This is a genomic window from Shewanella sp. VK101 (genome assembly GCF_056497865.1).
Genome location: NZ_CM151402.1, coordinates 3,722,382 through 3,742,955 on the forward strand (window position 1 = coordinate 3,722,382; position 20,574 = coordinate 3,742,955).

A 20,574-nucleotide genomic window follows, 5' to 3' on the forward strand; every position below is an offset into this window, starting at 1 on the left:
GACTTTGCATTAACTGTTTGAGCCGGAGAGAATCCATTGCCGCGTAGAAAGCGAATAACCATGCATGATCACGCCGCCGAGGCGGCACTGTTCAAACGCCGGGCGCTGTTTACCTTTGTCTGCGTGGTCGCTTTGCTCAGCCTGTTGCTCGGCAACCTCTACTATCTGCAGGTGGTGTCTTTCAAAGACTACGAAACCCGCTCCAATGATAACCGTATCCGAGTGGTACCGCTGGCGCCCAGCCGCGGCCTGATCTATGACCGTAACGGCAAGCTGCTGGCAGAGAACCTGCCCTTCTACACCCTGGAAGTGATCCCGGAGAAGGTGAAGAACATGCAGCAGACGCTGGATGAACTCTCAACCGTTATCGACCTCAGTCAGGATGAGCGCGACAGCTTCACCGAGTCACTGAAATATCACCGCCGCTTCAAGCCCTTGCCGCTCAAGACCCGGCTGACGGAAGACGAGGTGGCCCTGTTCAGTGTTAACCAACACAGGTTCGATGGTTTCTATGTCGATGCCGGTCTTAAACGCCACTATCCCTACAGCAGCCTGCTGACCCATGTGCTGGGCTATGTCGGCAAAATTAACTCCAGGGACAGAGACGCGCTGGAACGCTCCGGCAGTTGGAAAAACTATGCCGCCACCAAAGACATTGGCAAACAGGGGATAGAAAAGTTCTATGAGAGCCTGCTCCACGGCCTGCCCGGGCATCTGGAGGAAGAGGTCAATAACCTGGGACGCAGTGTTCGCACCCTCAAGGTGACCCAGCCCGAGCCAGGACAGGATATCTACCTGACACTGGATCTGCAGCTGCAGCAAAAGGCCACCGAGCTGCTGGATGGCCGCCGCGGCTCAATCGTGGCAATAGACCCAAGAGACGGCGGGATTCTGGCCATGGTCTCCAGCCCCAGCTATGACCCGAACCAGTTTGTGCACGGGATCAGTTCCAAGGCCTACAGCGAGCTGCTCAACAGCCGCTCGCGCCCCTTGATTAACCGCGCAACCCAAGGGCAATATGCCCCGGCCTCCACGGTCAAACCACATCTGGCGCTCCTGGGGCTGGAAGATCAAACCATTAGCGAGAAGACCCGCATCTGGGATCCGGGCTTTTGGCAGATCCCTGGGGTCGACCGTAAATATCGCGACTGGAAACGCTGGGGCCACGGCTGGGTGGATGTCTATGACTCCATAGTTCACTCCTGCGATACCTTCTACTACGACATGGCCTACAAGGTGGGCATCGACAAGATCTCCGGCTTTATGGATCAGTTCGGCTTCGGTCAGAATACCGGGGTGGATATCTTCGAAGAGTCTGCCGGGGTAATGCCATCGAGGGACTGGAAACGCCTCAAGTACAACCAACCTTGGTACATAGGCGACACCATCTCGGTCGGGATTGGCCAGGGTTACTGGACCACCACGCCGTTGCAGCTGGCCAATGCCACAGCCATTTTGGCCAACCGCGGCAAACGTTTTACCCCGCACCTGCTCAAGGCCATCAAGGACAACACAGCCCGCATTGAGACGCCGGTGGATGAAAGGCCGCCGATAGTGCTGAAAAACAAAAATAACTGGGAGATCATCAACGAGGCCATGCGCCGCACCGCGCAGAAGAGTCGCTTCACTGATGCCAGTTATACCGCGGCGATGAAGACAGGTACCGCCCAGGTCTTCAGCGTTGCCGAAGATGAGAAGTATGATGCGGACTCCATTGACGAGCATCTGCGCGACAACGCGCTGATCATCGCCTATGCCCCCTACGAAAATCCGAAAATAGTGCTGGCGGTGGTACTGGAAAACGCCGGTTGGGGCGGCGCCAACGCCGGGCCGGTTGCCCGGGCCATGCTGGATGAATATCTGCTGCGGGATACCTGGGAGTTGAAACATGAGCCACAGCCGTAAACCCAATATCTGGCAGAAGATGCATATCGATCTGCCGCTGCTGCTCGGCATCCTGGGCCTGATGGGCTTTGGCCTGTTCGTCATCTATTCTGCCAGCGGTGAAGACCTGGCCATGATGGAGCGGCAGCTATTCCGTATGGGGCTGTCCCTTGGGCTGATGCTGTTTATCGCCCAGATTAACCCCGAGGTGTTTCGCCGTTGGGCTCTGCCCATCTATATTGCCGGGGTCGCGCTGCTGCTGGGGGTGCATTTCTTCGGTGAGATCAACAAGGGCGCCCAACGCTGGCTCAACCTGGGCTTCATGGAGTTTCAGCCGTCTGAGCTGATGAAACTGGCCTTCCCTATCACCATGGCCTGGTTTATCTCCAAGTTTCCCTTGCCGCCGAAGAAGCGTTATCTGGCCGGTGCAGGGGTGATTTTGCTGATCCCCACTCTGCTTATCGCCAAACAGCCGGATCTCGGCACCTCAATTCTGGTGGCCGCCTCGGGGATCTTTGTACTGTTTCTCTCCGGCATGAGCTGGGCCATTGTCGGCGGTTTTATCGCCGCCGTGCTGGCGCTGCTACCGATTCTGTGGTTCTTTTTGATGCACGACTACCAGCGCAATCGAGTGATGACCTTGCTGGATCCCGAGGCCGATCCGCTCGGTACCGGCTACCACATCATTCAGTCCAAGATTGCCATAGGTTCAGGCGGACTCTGGGGCAAGGGCTGGCTCGATGGTACTCAGTCGCAGCTGGAGTTTTTGCCGGAGCGCCACACCGACTTTATATTCGCCGTGATCGGTGAGGAGTTTGGCCTTATCGGCAGTCTGCTGCTGCTGGCACTCTATCTCTATGTGATCGGCCGCGGCCTGGTGATCGCCTCCAGGGCTCAAACCAGCTTTGCCCGCTTGCTGGCCGGCTCGCTGACCCTCACCTTCTTCGTTTATGTGTTTGTGAATATCGGCATGGTGTCCGGTATTTTGCCCGTAGTGGGAGTCCCACTGCCGCTGATAAGTTATGGCGGCACCTCTATGCTGACATTGATGGCCGCTTTTGGCATTCTAATGAGTATTCACACCCATAGACGCTTCATCGACAGATAGGAACGCCTTACATGCCGACATTCAAAAAGCTGCTCGCACCTCTGGGCCTGCTGCTGAGTCTCAACCTCAGCGCCTGTGCCACCGCCGAGGTGCCCTCTCCCGAGCAGCTCAAGCAGGATTTTATCAAACAGCAACAGAGCCAGGGCTTTAGCCAGCAAGAAGTCGAAAGCTTCCTCGCCTCGGCCCAGAAAAACCAGGCGGTATTGGATGCCATCTCCAGCCCTTGGGAGGCCAAACCCTGGCATCAGTACTACCCCATTTTTCTGACCGAAAAGCGCCTCGAAGCCGGGCTGAATTTCTGGCAGCAGCACGAACAGACCATAGCGCGCGCCGCCAAGACCTATGGCGTGGATCCGCAAATCATAGTGGCCATTATCGGTATTGAAACCTTCTACGGCGGTTACATGGGCAAGTACCCGGTGATCGATGCCCTCTATACCCTGGGGTTCTACTACCCGCCACGGGCGACTTTCTTTCGCGGCGAATTTGCCAAGCTGATGACGCTGCTTAAAGAGGAGCAACTCAATAAGGAAACGCTCCTGGGCTCCTACGCCGGCGCCATGGGCTATGGCCAGTTTATTCCTTCAAGCTATCTGGCCTACGCGGTCGACTTTGACGGTGACGGCAAGCGGGATCTGCTGGGCAGTGTCGACGATGCCATAGGTTCAGTAGCCAACTATTTTCACCGTCACGGCTGGAAAGCCGGTGAGCCGGTGGCGCTGGAGCTGAGCACCACAGCCACACCCAAGGCCAAGGTCTGGAAGGGAGAAAAGCTCAATTACCAAGTGGCCGATATCCTCTCTCCCGAGGTGGCACTGAAGGAAAACCGGGATCTGGATGCCAGCCAAAAAGCGCTGCTTATCGAGCTGGAACAGGCCGATGCCAACGACTATTGGCTGGGGCTGAACAACTTCTATGTGATCACCCGTTACAATCGCAGCCCGCTGTATGCCATGGCGGTTTATCAATTCAGTGAACAACTCAAAGCCCACCATGACAAGACTTAAACTATTGCTGCCACTGACCGCTTCGATTCTGCTGGCCGCCTGTGCCGGCAACTCGGGCCGTTACACCATGAAAGATGATAGGCCTCCGGCCGATGCCCCGGATGTCTCCAAGGTGGAAGATGCCCATCCCAGGTTCGAACCCTACAGCAAACAGGGCAATAAGGATTACCAGGTCAGAGGCAAGTCCTACCAGGTGATGCCGTCCGGCAAGGGGTACAAGGTTGAGGGGCTGGCATCCTGGTATGGCGCCAAGTTTCACGGCCATCTGACCTCCAACGGTGAAACCTATGACATGTACTCCATGTCGGCGGCGCACAAGACATTGCCACTGCCCAGTTATGTCAGGGTCACCAACCTGGCCAACAACAAGAGCGTGGTTGTCAGGGTCAATGACCGTGGCCCCTTTCACCCAGACAGGGTGATAGATCTGTCCTACGCCGCGGCTTACCGGCTGGACATGCTGAAGACAGGCACCGCCAAGGTGAGGCTGGAAGTCCTGTTTGAGGACAGTGAAGAGAGCCAGACCATGGCCGAGCTTCGCAGCGACAATTTGCACTATGTGCAGGTGATGGCATCCGGCTCGCGCGAACGTCTGCTTGAGTTGGCTTCAGAGCTTGAAAACAAGTATCAGGTCAAGAGCCGAATTACCGATGCCAAGCCGGTATACAGGCTGCAACTCGGCCCGGTCAGCCATGAAGGTATTGCCGCCAAATTGCTGGAAAAGCTGAAGCAGGAAGGCTTCCCGAGCAGCTATATGGTGACTGAACCAAAATCATAAGCGTTCAAAATTCCACCATATTTTTAACTAATTAAGGAACCTTAACTGAAATCTCCGGTCGACTAATGTTATACTCGCTGCGAATTTCAGCATATTTTCCGACTCCAACCAGAAGACGTATTCAGGTAATGATGAATTTTGTAAAAAGTCCCGCGAAAGCCTTTCTGTTGTTCGCCTGTGCCTCAGTTTCCGCCGCACAGGCCAACAATGCCCCGATAGTCGTCCCAGATGCACCGGATGTTGCCGCCAAGGCCTATGTCTTGATGGATTACAACTCAGGGCGCTTACTGGCGGAAAATAACGCCTACGAAAGCCTCAACCCTGCCAGCCTGACCAAAATGATGACCAGCTATGTCATAGGTCAGGAGATCAAGGCGGGTAATGTCTCTCCCGATGACGATGTGACCATCAGCAAGAACGCCTGGTCGAAGAACTTCCCCGACTCCTCCAAGATGTTTATCGAAGTCGGCAAGACGGTTAAAGTCTCGGATCTGAACCGGGGTATAATCATCCAATCCGGTAACGATGCCTGTGTTGCCATGGCCGAGCACATTGCCGGAACCGAAGGCGCCTTCGTCGATCTGATGAACTCCTGGGCCAAACAGCTGGGCATGCGTGACAGCTACTTTGAAAACTCCCACGGCCTGGATTCGGACAACCACAAATCCACCGCCTATGATATGGCGCTGCTGGGTGCAGCCCTCATCCGTGATGTACCCAACGAGTACGATATCTACAAGGAAAAATCTTTTACCTACAACGGTATCAAGCAGTACAACCGTAACGGCCTCTTGTGGGATAACAGCCTCAATGTCGACGGCATCAAGACAGGCCACACCTCGGGTGCCGGCTATAACCTGGTATCCTCAGCCACCAAAGACGGCATGCGCCTGATTGCCGTGGTCATGGGCACCAAGAGTGAAGCCGCCCGTAAGGCCGAGAGCAAGAAACTGCTCAACTATGGCTTCCGTTTCTTTGAAACCATCACCCCTTACAAGGCCGGTGACAGCTTTGTCACCCAGAAGATCTGGTACGGCGACCGTGACACAGTGGACTTGGGTGTAACCACTGACACTCCTGTCACCATCAACCGGGGTCAGGCTAAAAACCTGCAGGCCAACTTCGAACTGACCAAAGAACTGACCGCACCGCTGGCCAAGGGTGAAGTCGTCGGCCGGGTATACTTCCAGCTTGATGGTAAAGACATTGCCCAGTTCCCACTGGTAACATTGGAAGAAGTCAACGAAGGCAGCTGGTTCAGCAAGCTGATGGACTACTTCAAGCAGATGTTTGCCGGCTGGTTCAGCTAAGCCAATAAATCGTGAGAGAATGCCGCCTGCGGGCGGCATTCTTGTATCTGCAAGAGACAGTGATATCCGCAGCGCCTCAGGGCATTTATCCTTGCAGTGCAAGAATAAAGCAGAAATGAGCAGGCCTTGGTGGATTTTTTTGCTATACTCCGCGCCCGCCCGGGTTATCCCGGCACTTGGCGTTTACTCAGGCCTGAGCTTCCGGCATTTGGGCCGCCGACACCCGAAATAGCTAAGACACACGCCAAGCGGTTGAATACAGGAATATCGAGATGAAGTTTGAATCATACAGTTTTGCCCCCGAAATACTCCGCGCGCTCAATGAGTGCGGTTATGAGAGCATGACACCGATTCAGAGACAGGCCATCCCTGCGGTTCGCCGCGGTCAGGACGTGCTGGCCAGCGCCCAGACGGGCACAGGTAAGACAGCCGCCTTTGTGCTGCCTATTTTGCAGCGCCTGCAGGATAACCCGCTCGAACTCAAACCCGGCAATATCCGGGCCCTGATCCTGGCACCGACCCGTGAGCTGGTGTCCCAGGTTGCCGACAATGCCCGCCAATACGGCAAATACCTGCAGTTGTCGGTGGCCACCCTGTTTGGCGGTGTCAAGTCGGCATCTCAGGTCAACAAACTCAAACAAGGCGCCGACATAGTGGTAGCCACTCCGGGGCGTTTACTGGAACAACTGCTGGCCGGTAACCTGAGCCTGGGCTCGCTGGAAGTACTGGTACTGGATGAAGCCGACCGTATGCTGGATATGGGCTTTATCAACGATATCAACAAAATACTTCAGAGCGCCGCCAAGCAGCGGCAAAATCTGATGTTCTCGGCCACCTTCTCTGGCGCGGTAAGGCGCCTGGCCGATGAGATAATGAACAAGCCCAAGGTCATCACCGCCGACCGTCAAAACACCACAGCGGTGACCGTTAGCCAGGTGGTCTACCCGGTAGAGCAGCGCCGCAAGCGTGAACTCCTGTCTGAGCTTATCGGGCGCAAGAACTGGCAGCAGGTGCTGGTGTTTACCGCCACCCGTGAAGATGCGGATCATCTGGTCAAGGAGCTGAATCTCGACGGTATTGCCAGTGCCGTGGTGCACAGTGAAAAAGCCCAGGGCAGCCGTCGCCGGGCGCTCAGAGAATTCAAGGAAGGCAAGGTACGAGTGTTGGTATCCACCGAAGTGGCCGCCCGCGGCCTGGATATTCCGGATCTCGAGTATGTGGTCAATTACGATCTGCCCTTCCTGGCAGAGGACTATGTGCACCGTATCGGTCGCACCGGCCGCGCCGGCAAGACGGGGGTCGCCATCTCTTTTGTCAGCCGCGAAGAAGAGCGCACTCTGGCCGACATCGAAAAACTGATCGGCCAAAAACTCAAGCGCATCATGATGCCAGGCTATGAAGTGAGTAATCGCGATCTCCTGCTCAAGCAACTGCAAAAGCGCCGCAGCTTCGCCAAGAAAAAGCCGGGCGCCAGCAGCGCATCGGAGCAGGTCGCAGCGGAAAAGAGCATGTCCGGCCGCAGAGTTAAGGTTAAAGTCGGCTCCAGCGGCATCAAGCCCAAGAAGCTCAAGTGAGCCGCCCCGCATGACGGGCTTTTGCTCCGATGTTGAATCATTAAAAAGCCGCGCACTGCGCGGCTTTTGGCTAGTTGGGTTTTAGCTGGATTTATCACTAGCTGGAAACACTTGCATTCTCGGCGGCAAAGCTTGCTCCCCTAAGGGACAAGCGCTCACCGCGATTGAGATAGGTGGTGCAAGCCACCCGCAGCAAGGATGCAAAATTGCTGACTCGCCCTTCCTTGCAGCAGGCCTCTTGATGGATACGGCTGAGGCACTCACCGAGACTCAACCCCGCCTCGGCAGCGATATCCTCCAGCAACTGCCAAAAAATCGCTTCCAGGCGAATACTGGTGACGACGCCTAATACCGTTCCACATAGGCGTTGGCTCGCTCAGCGAGAATGAAAAGGTGCGGAGGCAAGCGGGACAATGGAAGATTTATCGGGATAAGTCGACTTTGTTCTGCGATGTATACGTACCTTTTCAACTCGCCCCTTTGGGAGCTTGTCAGCCACCCGATTACTGCGCCAACTTGTCTCGCCATAGCACCACTATGCCATCGACAATCCGACTTGTACTCAGTTGGCTGACACAGCTCTGAGCAGATTAAATGCCTATAAGGAACGGTATATACGCACCGAGCGGGTTTTCAACTCAAACAAGGCGGGAGCCGCCCCGGAATAGATTTCACACATAGCATCTCCGGCCAAGTGAAAGACCCGTTTAGATGACCTTTTCCGTCAGAGCGGACAAGGCCCTGGGCAGTGGAATTCAGAGCAAGGCATGGAACTGCGCCAACCACTGAGGATGGGCAGGCCAAGCCGGCGCTGTAACCAACTTGCCGTCAGTAATCGCTTCTGTCACCTCGATATCGGCATATTCACCACCGGCTTGGCGCACTTCGGGGGCACAGGCAGGATAAGCCGACACCTTCTTGCCCTGCACCACTCCGGCGGCGGTCAGCAGTTGCGCCCCATGACAGACTGCGGCAATCGGCTTATCCGCCTTGGCAAAGGCTCGAACCAGCTCAAGCACTTCATCATAGAGACGCAGATACTCGGGTGCTCGGCCGCCGGGGATCAACAGCGCATCAAAATCATCGGCACTTATCTGTTCAAAGTCACCGTTGAGGACGAAGTTGTGCCCAGGTTTTTCACTGTAGGTTTGATCGCCTTCAAAATCATGAATAGCCGTCCTGACAGTATCACCGGCCTCTTTTTCAGGGCACACAGCAGTAACCTTGTGGCCCACCATCTGCAGCGCCTGAAACGGCACCATGATTTCATAGTCTTCCACATAATCACCGGCAAGGATCAATACGTTAGCCATTGTCTTCTCCTGTTATTCCATCGACTCACCATCAGACTCATCTTAACCAAGCCCATAGAGGCAGAGGTAACAACCGGCTACTACCTCATTCTGTTCATTAAACAACCCGGTTGCCCGGCAGACAAGTGATATCCTTGAGATTGAAAAATTTACAGTAAGATAGCTGCGAAGACAGATCGGATAACTGTCTTACTGATAACCATTGTGGTGGTTTTTCTTTGTCTGCCTGATATAGAAAACTGCAGCTTAGGGTATACTCAGCGCCCCATCCATATCTCTTACACGCGGAAAAACAATGACAGAACAAAGCTACAATCAGGCCTTGCTGGCATTAACCCAGGCCGGCCTCGCTGCTTTGGCGGAACGTAACCATGCCGCCGGCAGCATCAAGACCCCGGCGGCGGAAAGTCATTTCCTCTGCAACTGGATGGTGCAGTCACTAAAAGAGAAACGTTTCTCAAAGTTAGTAGCAGAAGATCTCACTCGCTGGATAAGAGAGGGCCGAAGCCTGGGGGCCGGTGCCAAGTTACCCGAGGTACTTCAACGTATCCAGGCGCAATATCTGCCAGCCATCAATAATGCCGCAGTGGGGCAATCGCTCCAGAACCTGATTGCCGAGCTCCAGGCCGAAGGCTGGCTCGTCATCCTCGACTTTGAAGTAAGCGGTAAACTCAAATTAGACAGCCAGGGGCAAAACAGCTTGGTGATCTCCACAGAGCAGTATCAGCAGCATCTGCTCGATGGCAAATTGATCAAACCCATCACCCTTTACATCCGCGCCGACGAGCAGTTGATTGCCCAGTTTTCTGTCAAACATGCGCTTCTGCTCAGCCAGGGGGATAAGAAAGCCAGTTGCATCAAGCACCATAAGGCTTATCGACTCTATCCTGATAACCAACAGCCCGCATTGGCATTGCTCAAGGCTTAACTTTCAGCATTGGACATGACCTTGGAAGTAGCACTGGTGAACACTCTCACCGCAAGAGCCATGTCCGGGTTTCTCAGTCCCCCGGCCAAGTTCGCTGAATCCACCTTGTGTTCAATAATGGGGTTGTTAGCCAATAGAAGGGTTGCGGCTTTCGGCCGCTGCCACAGCGGCTAGCATAGCTTTCAGCTAAAAGTTCCTAAGTTAGTATTGGCGAGCTTCCGGCCACTATGTAGTCCATCACCTGCGGTGCGGATGGGCGAAATATACAGGACATCCTAAACACTTTCTGAGCCGCGAGGAGCACGTTGCAGGGGTCAGTCTCTGATAAATAACGACGGATTTTTGGAAATGAGACTCTCTGAGATGAGTAATCTGCGTGCTTCATACAAAAACTGCGATTGCCAGGCAGGCCAACGGCAGGCTTAAGCCTGCTTATGCAAAATTACGAACGGTTTAAAGTTAATGGGGATGTATTGCTTGGCTTTGTTGCTTACCCCGGCACCACTTACCGCCATATTTGGCCTTCATGGCACACATCGCATCCCATCGGCCACTCATGCCACTGTACTGGTGGCGAAACTCCTTGGCAGAAGTTATCCAGGCATCGTCGCTGATACCAAGCTCAAGCAGTAGTTTGGGCCTGGAACAGGTAATAAAGCCACGCTTGTCTTCCCGCACCGCCCGACCTGTCCAATCAATCAGCTCCAGATAGTCGGCAAAGTGAAACGGAATGCCGCTTTGTTCGGTGGCAGTGGCTGCACCATCAAATTGCAGCAGTGGCTTAATTGAAGCGTTGGCAGATGCAGGCTCAGCAACTTCTTCTATGCGCTCCTGAATGGATGTGTAATCAGAAGTTTGTAGTGAATCAGCAATACCTGCGCGAATGGGATTTAAATCCACGTACATCATGCAGGCCAGCAGCGCCTGTTCATCGAGCAGCGCCTGCGACTTAAAGCGTCCTTCCCAGAATACGCCCTTGCAACCATCTTCTCGATTGGCCTTGCGGGCGATATCTTCGTTTAAACAGCGCATAAACCAACTGATACTGCCAAGGCGTTCCTGCCAATCACCAATCAGCGTATCCAAAAGTATTCGCTCACCGTCTGAGAGACTATCGCCCTTGAGGAACTTTGCCGCTACAGGATTGCCACTAAAGAGCATTGTCCAACGTTCAATGACTTCAAATGGTGACAACGCTTGTTGCGTAGCAAGGTCGATTTTGAGCACCAAATGGTAGTGATTACTCATGACCGCATAAGCGCAAACGTCGATGCAGAATACTGACGACAACTGCCTGATTTTATCCACTATCCAGCCACGTCTATGTTCGTAACTGCGCCCCGACAGTGCATCTTCACCACACAAAAATGCCCTTCTCACGCAACGGTTAATCACGTGGTAAAAGGGCGTACTTTCAGCATCTATCAACTGGCGACGGGCGGTGGTCATAACCAATCTCGACTGAGCTTTGATGGGTATTTCAAAGCCTAGTCAAGCCTGGGCGAAACATCAAAAAGATATGGCTGTCCTATCTTTTCTAAACATCCCCATCGACAACTGGCTCAAGTTGACGACCAACTTTAGCCGTCTATTCAAGGGGCCGGTTGGTACACTGGAATCTCTTACGGACTACTGTACTCACCTGCAACGACGACGAAGGCAGGGGGCCGCTCATTGTCAGCAGCTGTTTAGCTGAATCCCCGAGGCTCCAAGATATTTTTCTTCAATCGAACTTTGTTCGACCGACATCGTGTCTGAAATTTGACTTTTGCGCTCATTTCAATAACTGAATGGCCCTCAAAAGGCTTGAAAGATGATTTTCTCCCAGTGAAAACATCAGTTTTTCTGTGAACCAGGCAACTAGAGTCTTCACTCAGCTAATAATGGGTGTCTTTGTTATTTTTTTGTCCACGCCGTTATGATGTGTTGTTGCTGATAGCTTTATTGGCAGAAATCCTGCTTTGGTGCATCGGTCTGGCAGCCAGGCATCTGGGGTGGCAGCGGAGGTTTCAAGCCAATACGATACGTGACAGAAACGTGCTATCTGTGCTCCGGCTCGGCAAAGAAGTGAGACGACGTCCGGAATACTCAATCAAAGAATCGCATTTTCGCTGGGCTTGGGGTGAATTTCTTAAACTGGTTAACACCTCTGGGAGGCCAGAGTTATGAGGGGATCCTCCAGCGCTGCGTTAAAGGGCCGAGCGTAGCGAGGTCCCAGTGAGCGCAGCGAACGCTTTTGAACGCCTGGTTATGCATTTGGCTCACCCCAGCCTGATCCAGCAAAGTATTCAGAGTCTTTTAGAATTAGATTTTGTTTTGTTGTATATTTTTTACCGCTCAAAGTTCTGTAGGTAATTCTAATCGGAAGTTTTACTCCATAATTTAAGGGAGAATTCTCACTCCCTGAAGTGTGGCCAAATCCATTACTTACGGTTTCTCCACTATGAAGTAATGCAATTTCTCCTGCGCCCGAAAAAATACTTTGTATTTCTTTCGCTACTGCAGGATTTGAACTCTCAGCAAGTAACCTTTTTATGCTCTCTTCATCAGTGGTAAGTAGTACGTCAGCGGCAGGACGATTTCCTGTGTTGTGCACTAATATGTTGTAGGTAATTGCCATGTTTCCAGCTGAGTGCGTTTTTATCTCGGCAGTGATGATTGGGCGATTATTTTCAAACCAAGACCTTCTCGTGAATAAGTATGAAAAAACTGATAAAAATAGTGCTAATACAGCCACACCAGTGTTTATAACATTTGCATCTAATAGCACAGGGACTCGCCTCCTAGCTTGGAATTGCATAACAGCTGTATAGTGCGCATGCGCGTTTTAGTCCTCGGAGGAGTGTAAACACGCATCGCTATCTATTTGTATTGGCTGGATATAATACCATTTAGTCCTAATATCCCTTGCAGCTAAACGCGCATGCGCGGTTCCTAAACCTATTATCTACCAGCTGTATTTTTAACTTTATGAATTTAATGTTATTTTCTAAAATGTTACAGAAATAACGCGCAAAATTATCTACAAATTCCCGGCATTTTCCCTGGAACGGCAATAATACTGTATAAAAATCAGTTCTGAGGTGCTTGTCATGAACGCGCCAAGCCGTACAACCAAGAACCCTACACCCCAGGCCTACAAAAAACGTTAAGTGAAGCCATGGCTACCGCACGGGTCCAAACTCTGTTTGTCCCTGCATTCCGCTTAATGCAGAAAAGTGTTGTTGCTTTCGGCCTTAAGCTTAAGAAAGTGCTAAAGCTAAGCGTTTGAATTGGTTATACAATACCCAGTACTGAATTTGAAAACAATTAGCCAAAGGTCAAGTTCTGACAAAGGCAACAAAACCCTGATTTGGTTTGTTTTTGAAGCAGAATTGACTGGGTTTGAAACCCAAAGCAACATGACTTTAAGCCGCTGGCACAGCGGCTATCATAGCTTCCAGCTAAAAGTTCCTAAGTTAGTACTGGCCGAGCTTCCGGCCACGGTGTAACCCATCACCTGCGGTGCGCCTTTTGCACAGGCGATCCTGTGACTCGCTGCAAGTACGTCCTTGTAAGCTCTACCTCGCCATCCCTGGCTCGGAAGGTCACAGTTCCGCCTGTGCCTAGAATTAGGCGTATATCTGCAGATCTCTCAAATATTTCAAGCTACTCCATTGTCACAGAATTGCACCGAATCCCCCTTCGGAGCCGCCGCTGGCGTTGTTGCAAATTGGCGTAGCCGAGACAGGGATGTCGAGGCTCGAAGGTCGAGCAAGGAGGCGAGTCCTGAGTGTAGCCAATTTGCTTCATAAGCCAGCGGGGTTTTCGGCTACGTCGGGGGTGTCCTTGGGGATGCAAGGGGCTTTGGACAAGCAAAGCCCCTTGCCCGGTGTGGTGTGGAACACCACGACTTTACGCCGCTGGCACAGCGGCTAGCATGGCTTTCAGCCCCAAATAGCCAAATAACGTTGATTGAGCTTCCAGCGACGGACGTCTCCCATTGCCTGCCGCAGGCTTATGCACAGGCGATCCTGTGATTCGGCGAGAGTTGCACAGCAACATGCTTTCGAGCGCGAGCCAGGGACGGTGAGCTGGCCGTTAAACAGGAAAGTGTGAATACGTCCATGTAGCCTCGACGAAAACATCTGACCTACAGGGACGTAGGAAATGCCGAATTTGTCTGGAACAAAATTCGGCCCTGTTTTCGACGGTCACAGTTCCGCCTTTGCCTGGAAATTAGGTGTATGTCTGCAGACACTTCAGATGTTCCAAGCTACTCAGCGCTAACAGAATTACACCGATTCCCCTTCGAAGCCGCCGCTAGGCTTTGTTTGCATATTGGCGTAGCCGAGGCCGGCTTGGAAAATTGAAAACGAATTTTCCGAAGCAATGCCTGATATGAAGAAACAATGCTTGATAAGAAAATGCCCTCCTATTGGAGGGCATTCATTGATGAGTACAACCTAGCTTAAGCGTTTCTCGGTTGCTCAGGCTTATCTATATCCAAAGTCACTTCATAGGCCACATTGTTTTGGCTGACAGGCTTTACCGTCTCCACTTTGGGCTCGACACTAGCCTTGGTATCCCGGGCGATTTGCAGCGCTTCATGGGTGAGCATATTGTTGCCGCTCAGCAGATCATTCAGCCCGCCCTTTTCGACATCTACCAGCCCCAACTCTCTGAGCATGGCGTCGACCACAGGCGCGTTGGCACGGTAGTTGAGCGCCGCACTGGTAACCTGCTCGGCAATGCCGCCCTTGACACCGGCGCCATCGGAAGCTGTCCCCAATTGGCCGGTTACGCCGCTGCCATAGCCTTGAAGGATCTTGATGCCTTCGATGTTTTCCAGTGGTTTAACCGCATTGGCGACGATTTCCGGCAGAACTTTGAGGATCGCCAGTGAGCGCTGCAGGGCAACTTGCTCGTCACGCAACACGTTCTCGGCTTCGTGCAGTGCCTGTTTACCGGCCGCTTCCACCGCATACACCTTCTCATCGGCCTCGGCCTTGAGCATCTTGGCATCGGCACTGGCGCGGGCTTCGGTCAGTATCGCTATGGATCTGTCTTCGGCGGCGCGTTTCTCGGCTTCAGCCTGAACTGTGACCCCAACGGCTTCCCGCTCCGCCTCTTTACGGGCGTCAATAACTTCAATCTCTTTGCGACGATTAGCCTCAGCCACCTGACGCACTGTGATTACCGCTTCCTCTTTTTCAACCTTGAGCTTTTCGGCCTCGGCGGCGCGGGCCCTGGCGGCAGATTCTTCTTCCGACTTGGCGGCAACCGCAATCTGTTTCTCCTGTTCGGAGACTTCGATATCTCGCAGCTGCTGAATTCTGGCCTGCTCAATTTGCTTACGCTTTTCAATTTCGCGGGTTTCTATGTCTTTGGTCTTTTCAATTTCCGCCGACTCGATGGCGCGTTCCTTGGCGATTTCCGCCTCCCGCTCCTCACGCTGCTTTTGCTCTTTCTGCTTGATGATCTCGGCCTTTTGTTCGGCGCGCTTGAATTCCAGTGCCTGCTGCTGGATCAGACGTGCTTCCTCTTCGGCCTTTTCGATGTTCAGCGACTCTTTTTCGGCTTCCAGGTTACGCAGCTCAATCTGGATCCTGTTATCCTGCTGAATATCGTTGGTTTCTTTGCGCTTTTCTTCGATGATCTTGGCGAGTCTGGCACGACCTTCGGCGTCAAAGGCGTTGTTCTCATTGAAGAACTCCAACTCTGTCTGGTCAAAACCTGTCAGAGAAACCGACTCCAGTTCCAGACCGTTTTTCTCGAGATCGTTGGCAACGTTGTTCTGCACCCGCTGTACAAAGTCGGCCCGCTGCTCGTGCATCTCTGTCATGTTCATTTCGGCAGCCACGGCGCGCAGCACGTCAACAAACTTGGACTCCATCAGCTTCTTGAGCTCTTCCACCCTATTGGTGCGACCGCCCAATGTCTGGGCCGCCATGGAGATACCTTCGGCATTGGGAGCCACCCTCAAGTAAAAGTCGGCCTTGACGTCCACCCGCATTCTGTCTTTGGTGATCAGGGCATCTTTTTGGGTCTTGCCCACTTCGATGCGCAGGGTGTTCATATTGACATGAATAATTTCATGCAGTACCGGCAGGACAATGGCACCGCCATCTTTGACTACCTTTTCACCACCGAAACCCGTGCGCACAAAGGCCATCTCTTTGGTGGCGCGGCAATAGAGCTTGGCAAAAATAAACCCTATCACCAACAGACAGAGCACTACTGCGCCTGCGGTAAACAGCAACATACTGGTGCCACTGGTATTCAAACCCGGGATGGTTTCCATTCCTGTTGTTTCCTTCTTTGGTTAGATTATTGTTCAAAACGGGTGGCAGACCACACGCGGCCGCTGCGTCTGAGCAGCACCACTTGCACCCCTGCCGGGAATTCGGTGTCTTCGTCTTCGGGCTCGACCAAGACATAGTGTTTCTGACGGTACTGATCCTGAACCACTGCCTCGCTGGGATTACCCTTGATGGCGCAGCCGAGTGTTACTGTGCCGACGCTGCCGCTGAGATCTTCGATTGAGACGGCGCTGGATTCATTTTTGGGAAGAACTCTAGCCAACTGCCCACCGAGGAAATGGCAGGCAACCGCCGCCAACGGCAAAGCCAGCAGCAAAGAAAACACTTGCGGCAACAGGGCAGAGGTGAGCAGCCAGGAAAAATAGTTAAGCAGGTAGCCAGCAATACTGAAACATCCCAGCGCCAGCACAAACCAGATGAGCACAGGCAGCCTATCCAGGCAGAGCCAACCGGCCAGTGCTGTCAGTCCGCCCTGAGGCAAGTCAGTATCAAGATCGGCATCGGGAAGCCAGTCATCCATGGCGGCCATCAGGCTGATACCCGCGATTAATGTGAGTCCCTCTATCACTCCAAGCAGTGCCACTATTGCCAAGGCTACAGCATAGGGCAGATTGGACTGGGCCAGAAAAAAGTCCAGCACAGGATTCCTCCTTGTGGGCGACGACCGCTCCCGGTCGCCAACATTCCATATATGCCTGTTAAATTCAGGTAATTCCTGAGTTTACCTCCAGGCAAGCTTGGACTCCAATAGCTTTTATCTGCATTTGACGTCAGAAATCGGAAGCAGTTCACACTAAGGCTCAAATCCAGAAGGCTTTATGCTGCCATAGCAACGCTTGAGGCTTAACCAGGCTCAGTTAACCTTAAGTCGCAAACTGCCGGCTCAATATCGGCAACAGGGAATACCCCAATTAGTGCCACACCTTTATTTTTTGTTACAAAACATTATCTTAATAAATCTATGCATGAGTAAAGCCTACTGAAAACTGCTTGAGTATCGTCCCTTGGCTTGGTTAGCATAGGGGCAGTTATTCTTTGATGAATGCCAAACATTCCAGAGCACACCATGACAGCCAAAACCGAATATCAGCAACTTTGCCAGCACTTTCGTACCATCAGCCACTTTGAGCATTTCAGTGCCCTGGGGGACTGGGACCAAGCCACCATGATGCCCATGGGAGGCAGCGAGGCCCGCTCCGAGGCGATGGCCGAGTTGGCATTACACATTCACAGTTTAAAAACCTCGCCCCGGCTTGCCGAATGGCTGGATAGCGCCGAAGCCAAGGCCGCCGAACTCAGTATCGAGCAGCAAGCCAACCTCAGAGAGATGCGCTGGCACTATGCCCAAGCTATAGCCGTACCGGGGGACTTGGTGCAGGCCAAGACGCTGGCGGGTTATCGCTGTGAAAACCAATGGCGTGAACAGCGACAAAACAACGATTGGCAAGGGTTTCGCCCCAATCTTGAGGCGGTAATCGCCTTGGTGCGAGAAGAAGCCCAGGCTCGCTCGGCGCACACTGGCAAGGCCGGTTACGATGCCCTGCTGGACAGATTTGAACCCGGCATGACATGTGAGCGGCTGGAGACCACTCTCGGAGCGGTGCGGGACTGGTTGCCCGAGCTTATCCAAAAAGTGAAGCACAAGCAGCTGCACCAGAGTTACAAGAGCAGCGCCGGCGACTACCCGATAGCAGACCAAAAGCTGCTGGGACGGGAGGTAATGTAATACCTGGGATTTGATTTCAATCAAGGACGCTTGGATGTCAGCTCGCACCCATTTTGCGGTGGCGTGCCCGGTGATATCCGCCTCACCAGTCGCTACACGGAAGATGACTTTATCGCTGCCCTCACCTCCACTATTCACGAAACGGGTCATGCCCGTTACGAGCAGGCGCTGCCAAAGGATTGGCGAGGACAACCCGCCGGAATGTCTCGCTCCATGGGGATCCACGAGAGTCAGAGCCTGTTTTTTGAGATGCAACTCGGCGGCAGCCGCGCCTTTATCAGCAAGCTCTATCCGAGAATTCGCCGACATCTCGACTGCCCGGTATCGGCCCATGAACTGGTCGACAATATCACCCGGGTCAAGCCGGGTCTTATCCGGGTCGATGCCGATGAAGTCACCTATCCGGCGCACATACTGCTGCGATTTGAAGCCGAGCAGGCCTTTATCGACGGCAGCCTGGAAGTGAAAGACCTACCCGATTTCTGGGATCAAAAGATGCAGCAATATCTGGGGCTGAGTACTGCCGGCAATTATAAAGATGGCTGCATGCAGGATATTCACTGGACCTTGGGCGAACTGGGATATTTCCCCAGCTATACCTTGGGCGCCATGTATGCCGCCCAGCTGAGATTTGCCATGGAAGCCGAGTTGGGCCCCATTGAAGCCCTGCTGAGCCAGGATAAGCTGGGGCAGATTTGCGACTGGCTGGATGAAAAGATCTGGTCCAAGGGGTGCCTGCTGGAAACCGATGAACTGATCCGCAGCGCCACAGGGCAGAGTCTGGATCCCAACTTCCTGCAGCGCCATCTGCAGCAGCGCTATCTGGATTAATTTATCTGCAAAAATGGTATAATGGCGCGTTTCTACGAAGTAACTGAAAAGAGAAAGTGAATTCAGATGTTGATACGCGCCATTAGCCAGGATGACTGGCAAGCCATAGGCGAAATTCAAGCAGAGTGCTACCACGCTCTGGCCCCCGAACCTTTACATGTGCTCAAGAGCAAGTGGCAGGCATCACCGCAAACCTGCTATGTCCTTGAAAAGAGTGACCAGGTGGTAGGCTATTGTCTGGCTCATCCCTGGACCGAAGACACCCCTCCGCCACTGTACAAGGCGATTACCACACTGCCCAAGGCCGACACCCTTTATCTGCATGATATTGCCATCAGCAACAGAGCTCAGGGATTCGGCGCCGGACGCAAACTGTTTGATACCCTCAAGCTTCAGGCGGAAAAACTGCGCCTGGGTTCCTTGTCACTGGTGGCAGTACAGGGCGCCTGTGGTTACTGGGAAAAGCTCGGCTTTAACCACAAGCGTATCGAAAAATCGCTGGCCACCTATACAGATGACGCCAGTTATATGGTCTATCCGGTAGCCCGCTGACAGATGCAACCCACACTCATCACCATAGGCTTGTTGTGCCTGAGCAATATCTTTATGACCTTTGCCTGGTACGGCCACCTCAAGTCCCTTTCAGGTAAACCCTGGATCATTGCCGCTTTGGTCAGTTGGGGCATAGCCCTGTTCGAATATCTTTTGCAGGTACCGGCCAACCGTATTGGTTATAGTGTGATGAATGTGGGCCAACTCAAGATACTTCAGGAAGTCATCACCCTGAGTCTGTTTGTTCCTTTTTCATTCTATTACCTTAAAGAACCACTGAAACTGGACTATCTCTGGGCCGGGTTATGTATGCTCGGCGCCGTTTATTTTATATTTCGCAGTAAGTTCGCTTGAGCCCACTGCTTTAATGAGGACACAAGATGGCACGTCAGGTCGCCTATGAATACAAGGGGGTCGCGAAAGTGATCAACTTTGCCTATGACAAATACCACGACATGTACGAGGCTGTTGCCGCCGCCGAGGGAATAGATCTAAGCCGCTTTCTGGCGATGGAGCAGCAAGTCGCCATGACAGCCAAAGGCGGTGGCGCCCTGAAGAGCTATCGCACCAGTGAATTCGCCCGTATGGGGTTTCGTCATATCCACTTTGTTAAAGAAGAAGAGCAGGGTTAATACCTGCCCAAAAGAGGGTTAAGCCATGATAAATCCAGAGCACGCCAATTTTCCCCGAGCCGGCTTTTTCAAGCGCCTCGGAGCTGCCGTTTATGATCTGCTGCTGGCGGTAGCCGTCTACATGTTTGCCGGTGCCATAGGGTTTGGGATCTTTACCGGCCTGACCGCCTCCGGCCTCATTCCCATGGGGAACTATGAACATGTTTCGGATCTGCTCAATGGCAACAGCCTCTATCACGGCCTCTATCAGCTGTGGCTGGCCTGCTGTGTGGCCGGTTTTTACGCCCTGTTCTGGTCCAAGGGCGGCCAGACTCTGGGCATGCGTGCCTGGCGCCTCAAGGTGCAGCATCCCAACGGCCAAAACCTGAGTTTTATTACCGCGCTGGCACGGGTAGTTTGGTCCTTGTTGGGGATAGGCAACCTGTGGATCCTGTTCAATGGTGACAAACTGGCACTGCAGGACAGCATGACCCGCTCAGAAGTGGTGCTTCTCAGTAAAGAAGCCAACTCACTGCGTAACTGGCACGGAGCCTGAGACACGGATTCTGAGATAATAGCCTGAAATACCCAGGTAGCGATGGCATTAAAATAAAGCGTTCTAGATGCCTCCAATACGCAAACCACAGCAA

16 protein-coding genes and 4 pseudogenes are annotated in these 20,574 nt (G+C 53.0%); 14 read left to right on the plus strand and 6 right to left on the minus strand.

All coding sequences use genetic code 11. The features are described from left to right. Window positions 1-60 precede the first annotated feature (60 nt). The 6 genes from mrdA to ACSHSR_RS16690 all read left to right on the plus strand — a co-directional run bounded on the left by mrdA (window position 61) and on the right by ACSHSR_RS16690 (window position 7,661). Window positions 61-1,905, plus strand: coding sequence for a penicillin-binding protein 2 (gene mrdA / locus ACSHSR_RS16665; RefSeq protein WP_025011673.1), 1,845 nt, complete (start codon window positions 61-63; stop codon window positions 1,903-1,905). Then, entirely contained in the window at window positions 1,889-2,992 is a 1,104-nt protein-coding gene (gene rodA, locus ACSHSR_RS16670) for a rod shape-determining protein RodA (protein WP_025889581.1), read from the plus strand. The genes mrdA and rodA overlap by 17 nt, the downstream gene beginning before the upstream one ends. A gap of 11 nt (window positions 2,993-3,003) precedes the next feature. After that, complete coding sequence (mltB, locus tag ACSHSR_RS16675) at window positions 3,004-3,999, plus strand: lytic murein transglycosylase B (RefSeq protein ID WP_107353571.1); 996 nt, start codon at window positions 3,004-3,006, stop codon at window positions 3,997-3,999. Next, complete coding sequence (locus ACSHSR_RS16680; protein WP_044735018.1) at window positions 3,986-4,777, plus strand: septal ring lytic transglycosylase RlpA family protein; 792 nt, start codon at window positions 3,986-3,988, stop codon at window positions 4,775-4,777. The genes mltB and ACSHSR_RS16680 overlap by 14 nt, the downstream gene beginning before the upstream one ends. Window positions 4,778-4,905: 128 nt before the next feature. Next, on the plus strand, window positions 4,906-6,087 hold the full coding sequence (locus ACSHSR_RS16685; RefSeq protein ID WP_025011671.1) for a serine hydrolase: 1,182 nt from the start codon (window positions 4,906-4,908) through the stop codon (window positions 6,085-6,087). A 272-nt stretch (window positions 6,088-6,359) separates the two neighbouring features. Continuing rightward, the gene (locus ACSHSR_RS16690) at window positions 6,360-7,661 is read left to right on the plus strand and encodes a DEAD/DEAH box helicase (protein WP_071237160.1); all 1,302 of its coding nucleotides are present in this window, start codon (window positions 6,360-6,362) and stop codon (window positions 7,659-7,661) included. Window positions 7,662-7,758: 97 nt separating this feature from the next. Here ACSHSR_RS16690 and ACSHSR_RS16695 read toward each other — a convergent pair. Further along, a pseudogene (locus ACSHSR_RS16695) lies at window positions 7,759-8,004 on the minus strand (ribbon-helix-helix domain-containing protein); the annotation flags it as partial. Window positions 8,005-8,416: 412 nt separating this feature from the next. Next, entirely contained in the window at window positions 8,417-8,974 is a 558-nt protein-coding gene (locus ACSHSR_RS16700) for a DJ-1/PfpI family protein (RefSeq protein ID WP_028781593.1), read from the minus strand. A 295-nt stretch (window positions 8,975-9,269) separates the two neighbouring features. Between ACSHSR_RS16700 and ACSHSR_RS16705 the strand changes: the two genes are divergently transcribed. Further along, entirely contained in the window at window positions 9,270-9,902 is a 633-nt protein-coding gene (locus ACSHSR_RS16705; RefSeq protein ID WP_144165700.1) for a DUF2913 family protein, read from the plus strand. 459 nt (window positions 9,903-10,361) lie between these two features. On the opposite strand, the gene ACSHSR_RS16710 is transcribed toward ACSHSR_RS16705, so the two are convergent. Beyond that, complete coding sequence (locus ACSHSR_RS16710; protein ID WP_479630963.1) at window positions 10,362-11,351, minus strand: transposase; 990 nt, start codon at window positions 11,349-11,351, stop codon at window positions 10,362-10,364. Window positions 11,352-11,427: 76 nt separating this feature from the next. Between ACSHSR_RS16710 and ACSHSR_RS16715 the strand changes: the two are divergent. Continuing rightward, a pseudogene (locus tag ACSHSR_RS16715) lies at window positions 11,428-11,598 on the plus strand (transposase); the annotation flags it as partial. A gap of 209 nt (window positions 11,599-11,807) precedes the next feature. Next, window positions 11,808-12,071 (plus strand): annotated as a pseudogene (locus ACSHSR_RS16720) (IS4 family transposase); the annotation flags it as partial. 79 nt (window positions 12,072-12,150) lie between these two features. Here ACSHSR_RS16720 and ACSHSR_RS16725 read toward each other — a convergent pair. The 3 genes from ACSHSR_RS16725 to ACSHSR_RS16735 all read right to left on the minus strand — a co-directional run bounded on the left by ACSHSR_RS16725 (window position 12,151) and on the right by ACSHSR_RS16735 (window position 16,844). Beyond that, complete coding sequence (locus ACSHSR_RS16725) at window positions 12,151-12,672, minus strand: hypothetical protein (protein ID WP_479630964.1); 522 nt, start codon at window positions 12,670-12,672, stop codon at window positions 12,151-12,153. Between the two features lie 1,680 nt (window positions 12,673-14,352). After that, window positions 14,353-16,185, minus strand: coding sequence for a flotillin family protein (locus ACSHSR_RS16730; protein WP_208136044.1), 1,833 nt, complete (start codon window positions 16,183-16,185; stop codon window positions 14,353-14,355). A gap of 26 nt (window positions 16,186-16,211) precedes the next feature. Next, the gene (locus ACSHSR_RS16735; protein ID WP_412502276.1) at window positions 16,212-16,844 is read right to left on the minus strand and encodes an OB-fold-containig protein; all 633 of its coding nucleotides are present in this window, start codon (window positions 16,842-16,844) and stop codon (window positions 16,212-16,214) included. 402 nt (window positions 16,845-17,246) lie between these two features. Here ACSHSR_RS16735 and ACSHSR_RS16740 point away from each other — a divergent pair. The 5 genes and pseudogenes from ACSHSR_RS16740 (at window position 17,247) to ACSHSR_RS16760 (ending at window position 20,480) form a co-directional block, all read left to right on the plus strand. After that, window positions 17,247-18,761: pseudogene (locus ACSHSR_RS16740) on the plus strand (carboxypeptidase M32). A 66-nt stretch (window positions 18,762-18,827) separates the two neighbouring features. Next, window positions 18,828-19,313, plus strand: coding sequence for a GNAT family N-acetyltransferase (locus tag ACSHSR_RS16745; RefSeq protein ID WP_025011398.1), 486 nt, complete (start codon window positions 18,828-18,830; stop codon window positions 19,311-19,313). A gap of 3 nt (window positions 19,314-19,316) precedes the next feature. Further along, entirely contained in the window at window positions 19,317-19,667 is a 351-nt protein-coding gene (locus ACSHSR_RS16750) for a DMT family protein (RefSeq protein WP_025889282.1), read from the plus strand. A gap of 26 nt (window positions 19,668-19,693) precedes the next feature. Then, the gene (locus ACSHSR_RS16755) at window positions 19,694-19,945 is read left to right on the plus strand and encodes a DUF2960 domain-containing protein (RefSeq protein ID WP_025011397.1); all 252 of its coding nucleotides are present in this window, start codon (window positions 19,694-19,696) and stop codon (window positions 19,943-19,945) included. Window positions 19,946-19,970: 25 nt separating this feature from the next. Next, a complete protein-coding gene (locus tag ACSHSR_RS16760) occupies window positions 19,971-20,480 on the plus strand; it encodes an RDD family protein (protein WP_025011396.1) in 510 nt (169 codons plus the stop codon). Window positions 20,481-20,574: the final 94 nt, after the last annotated feature.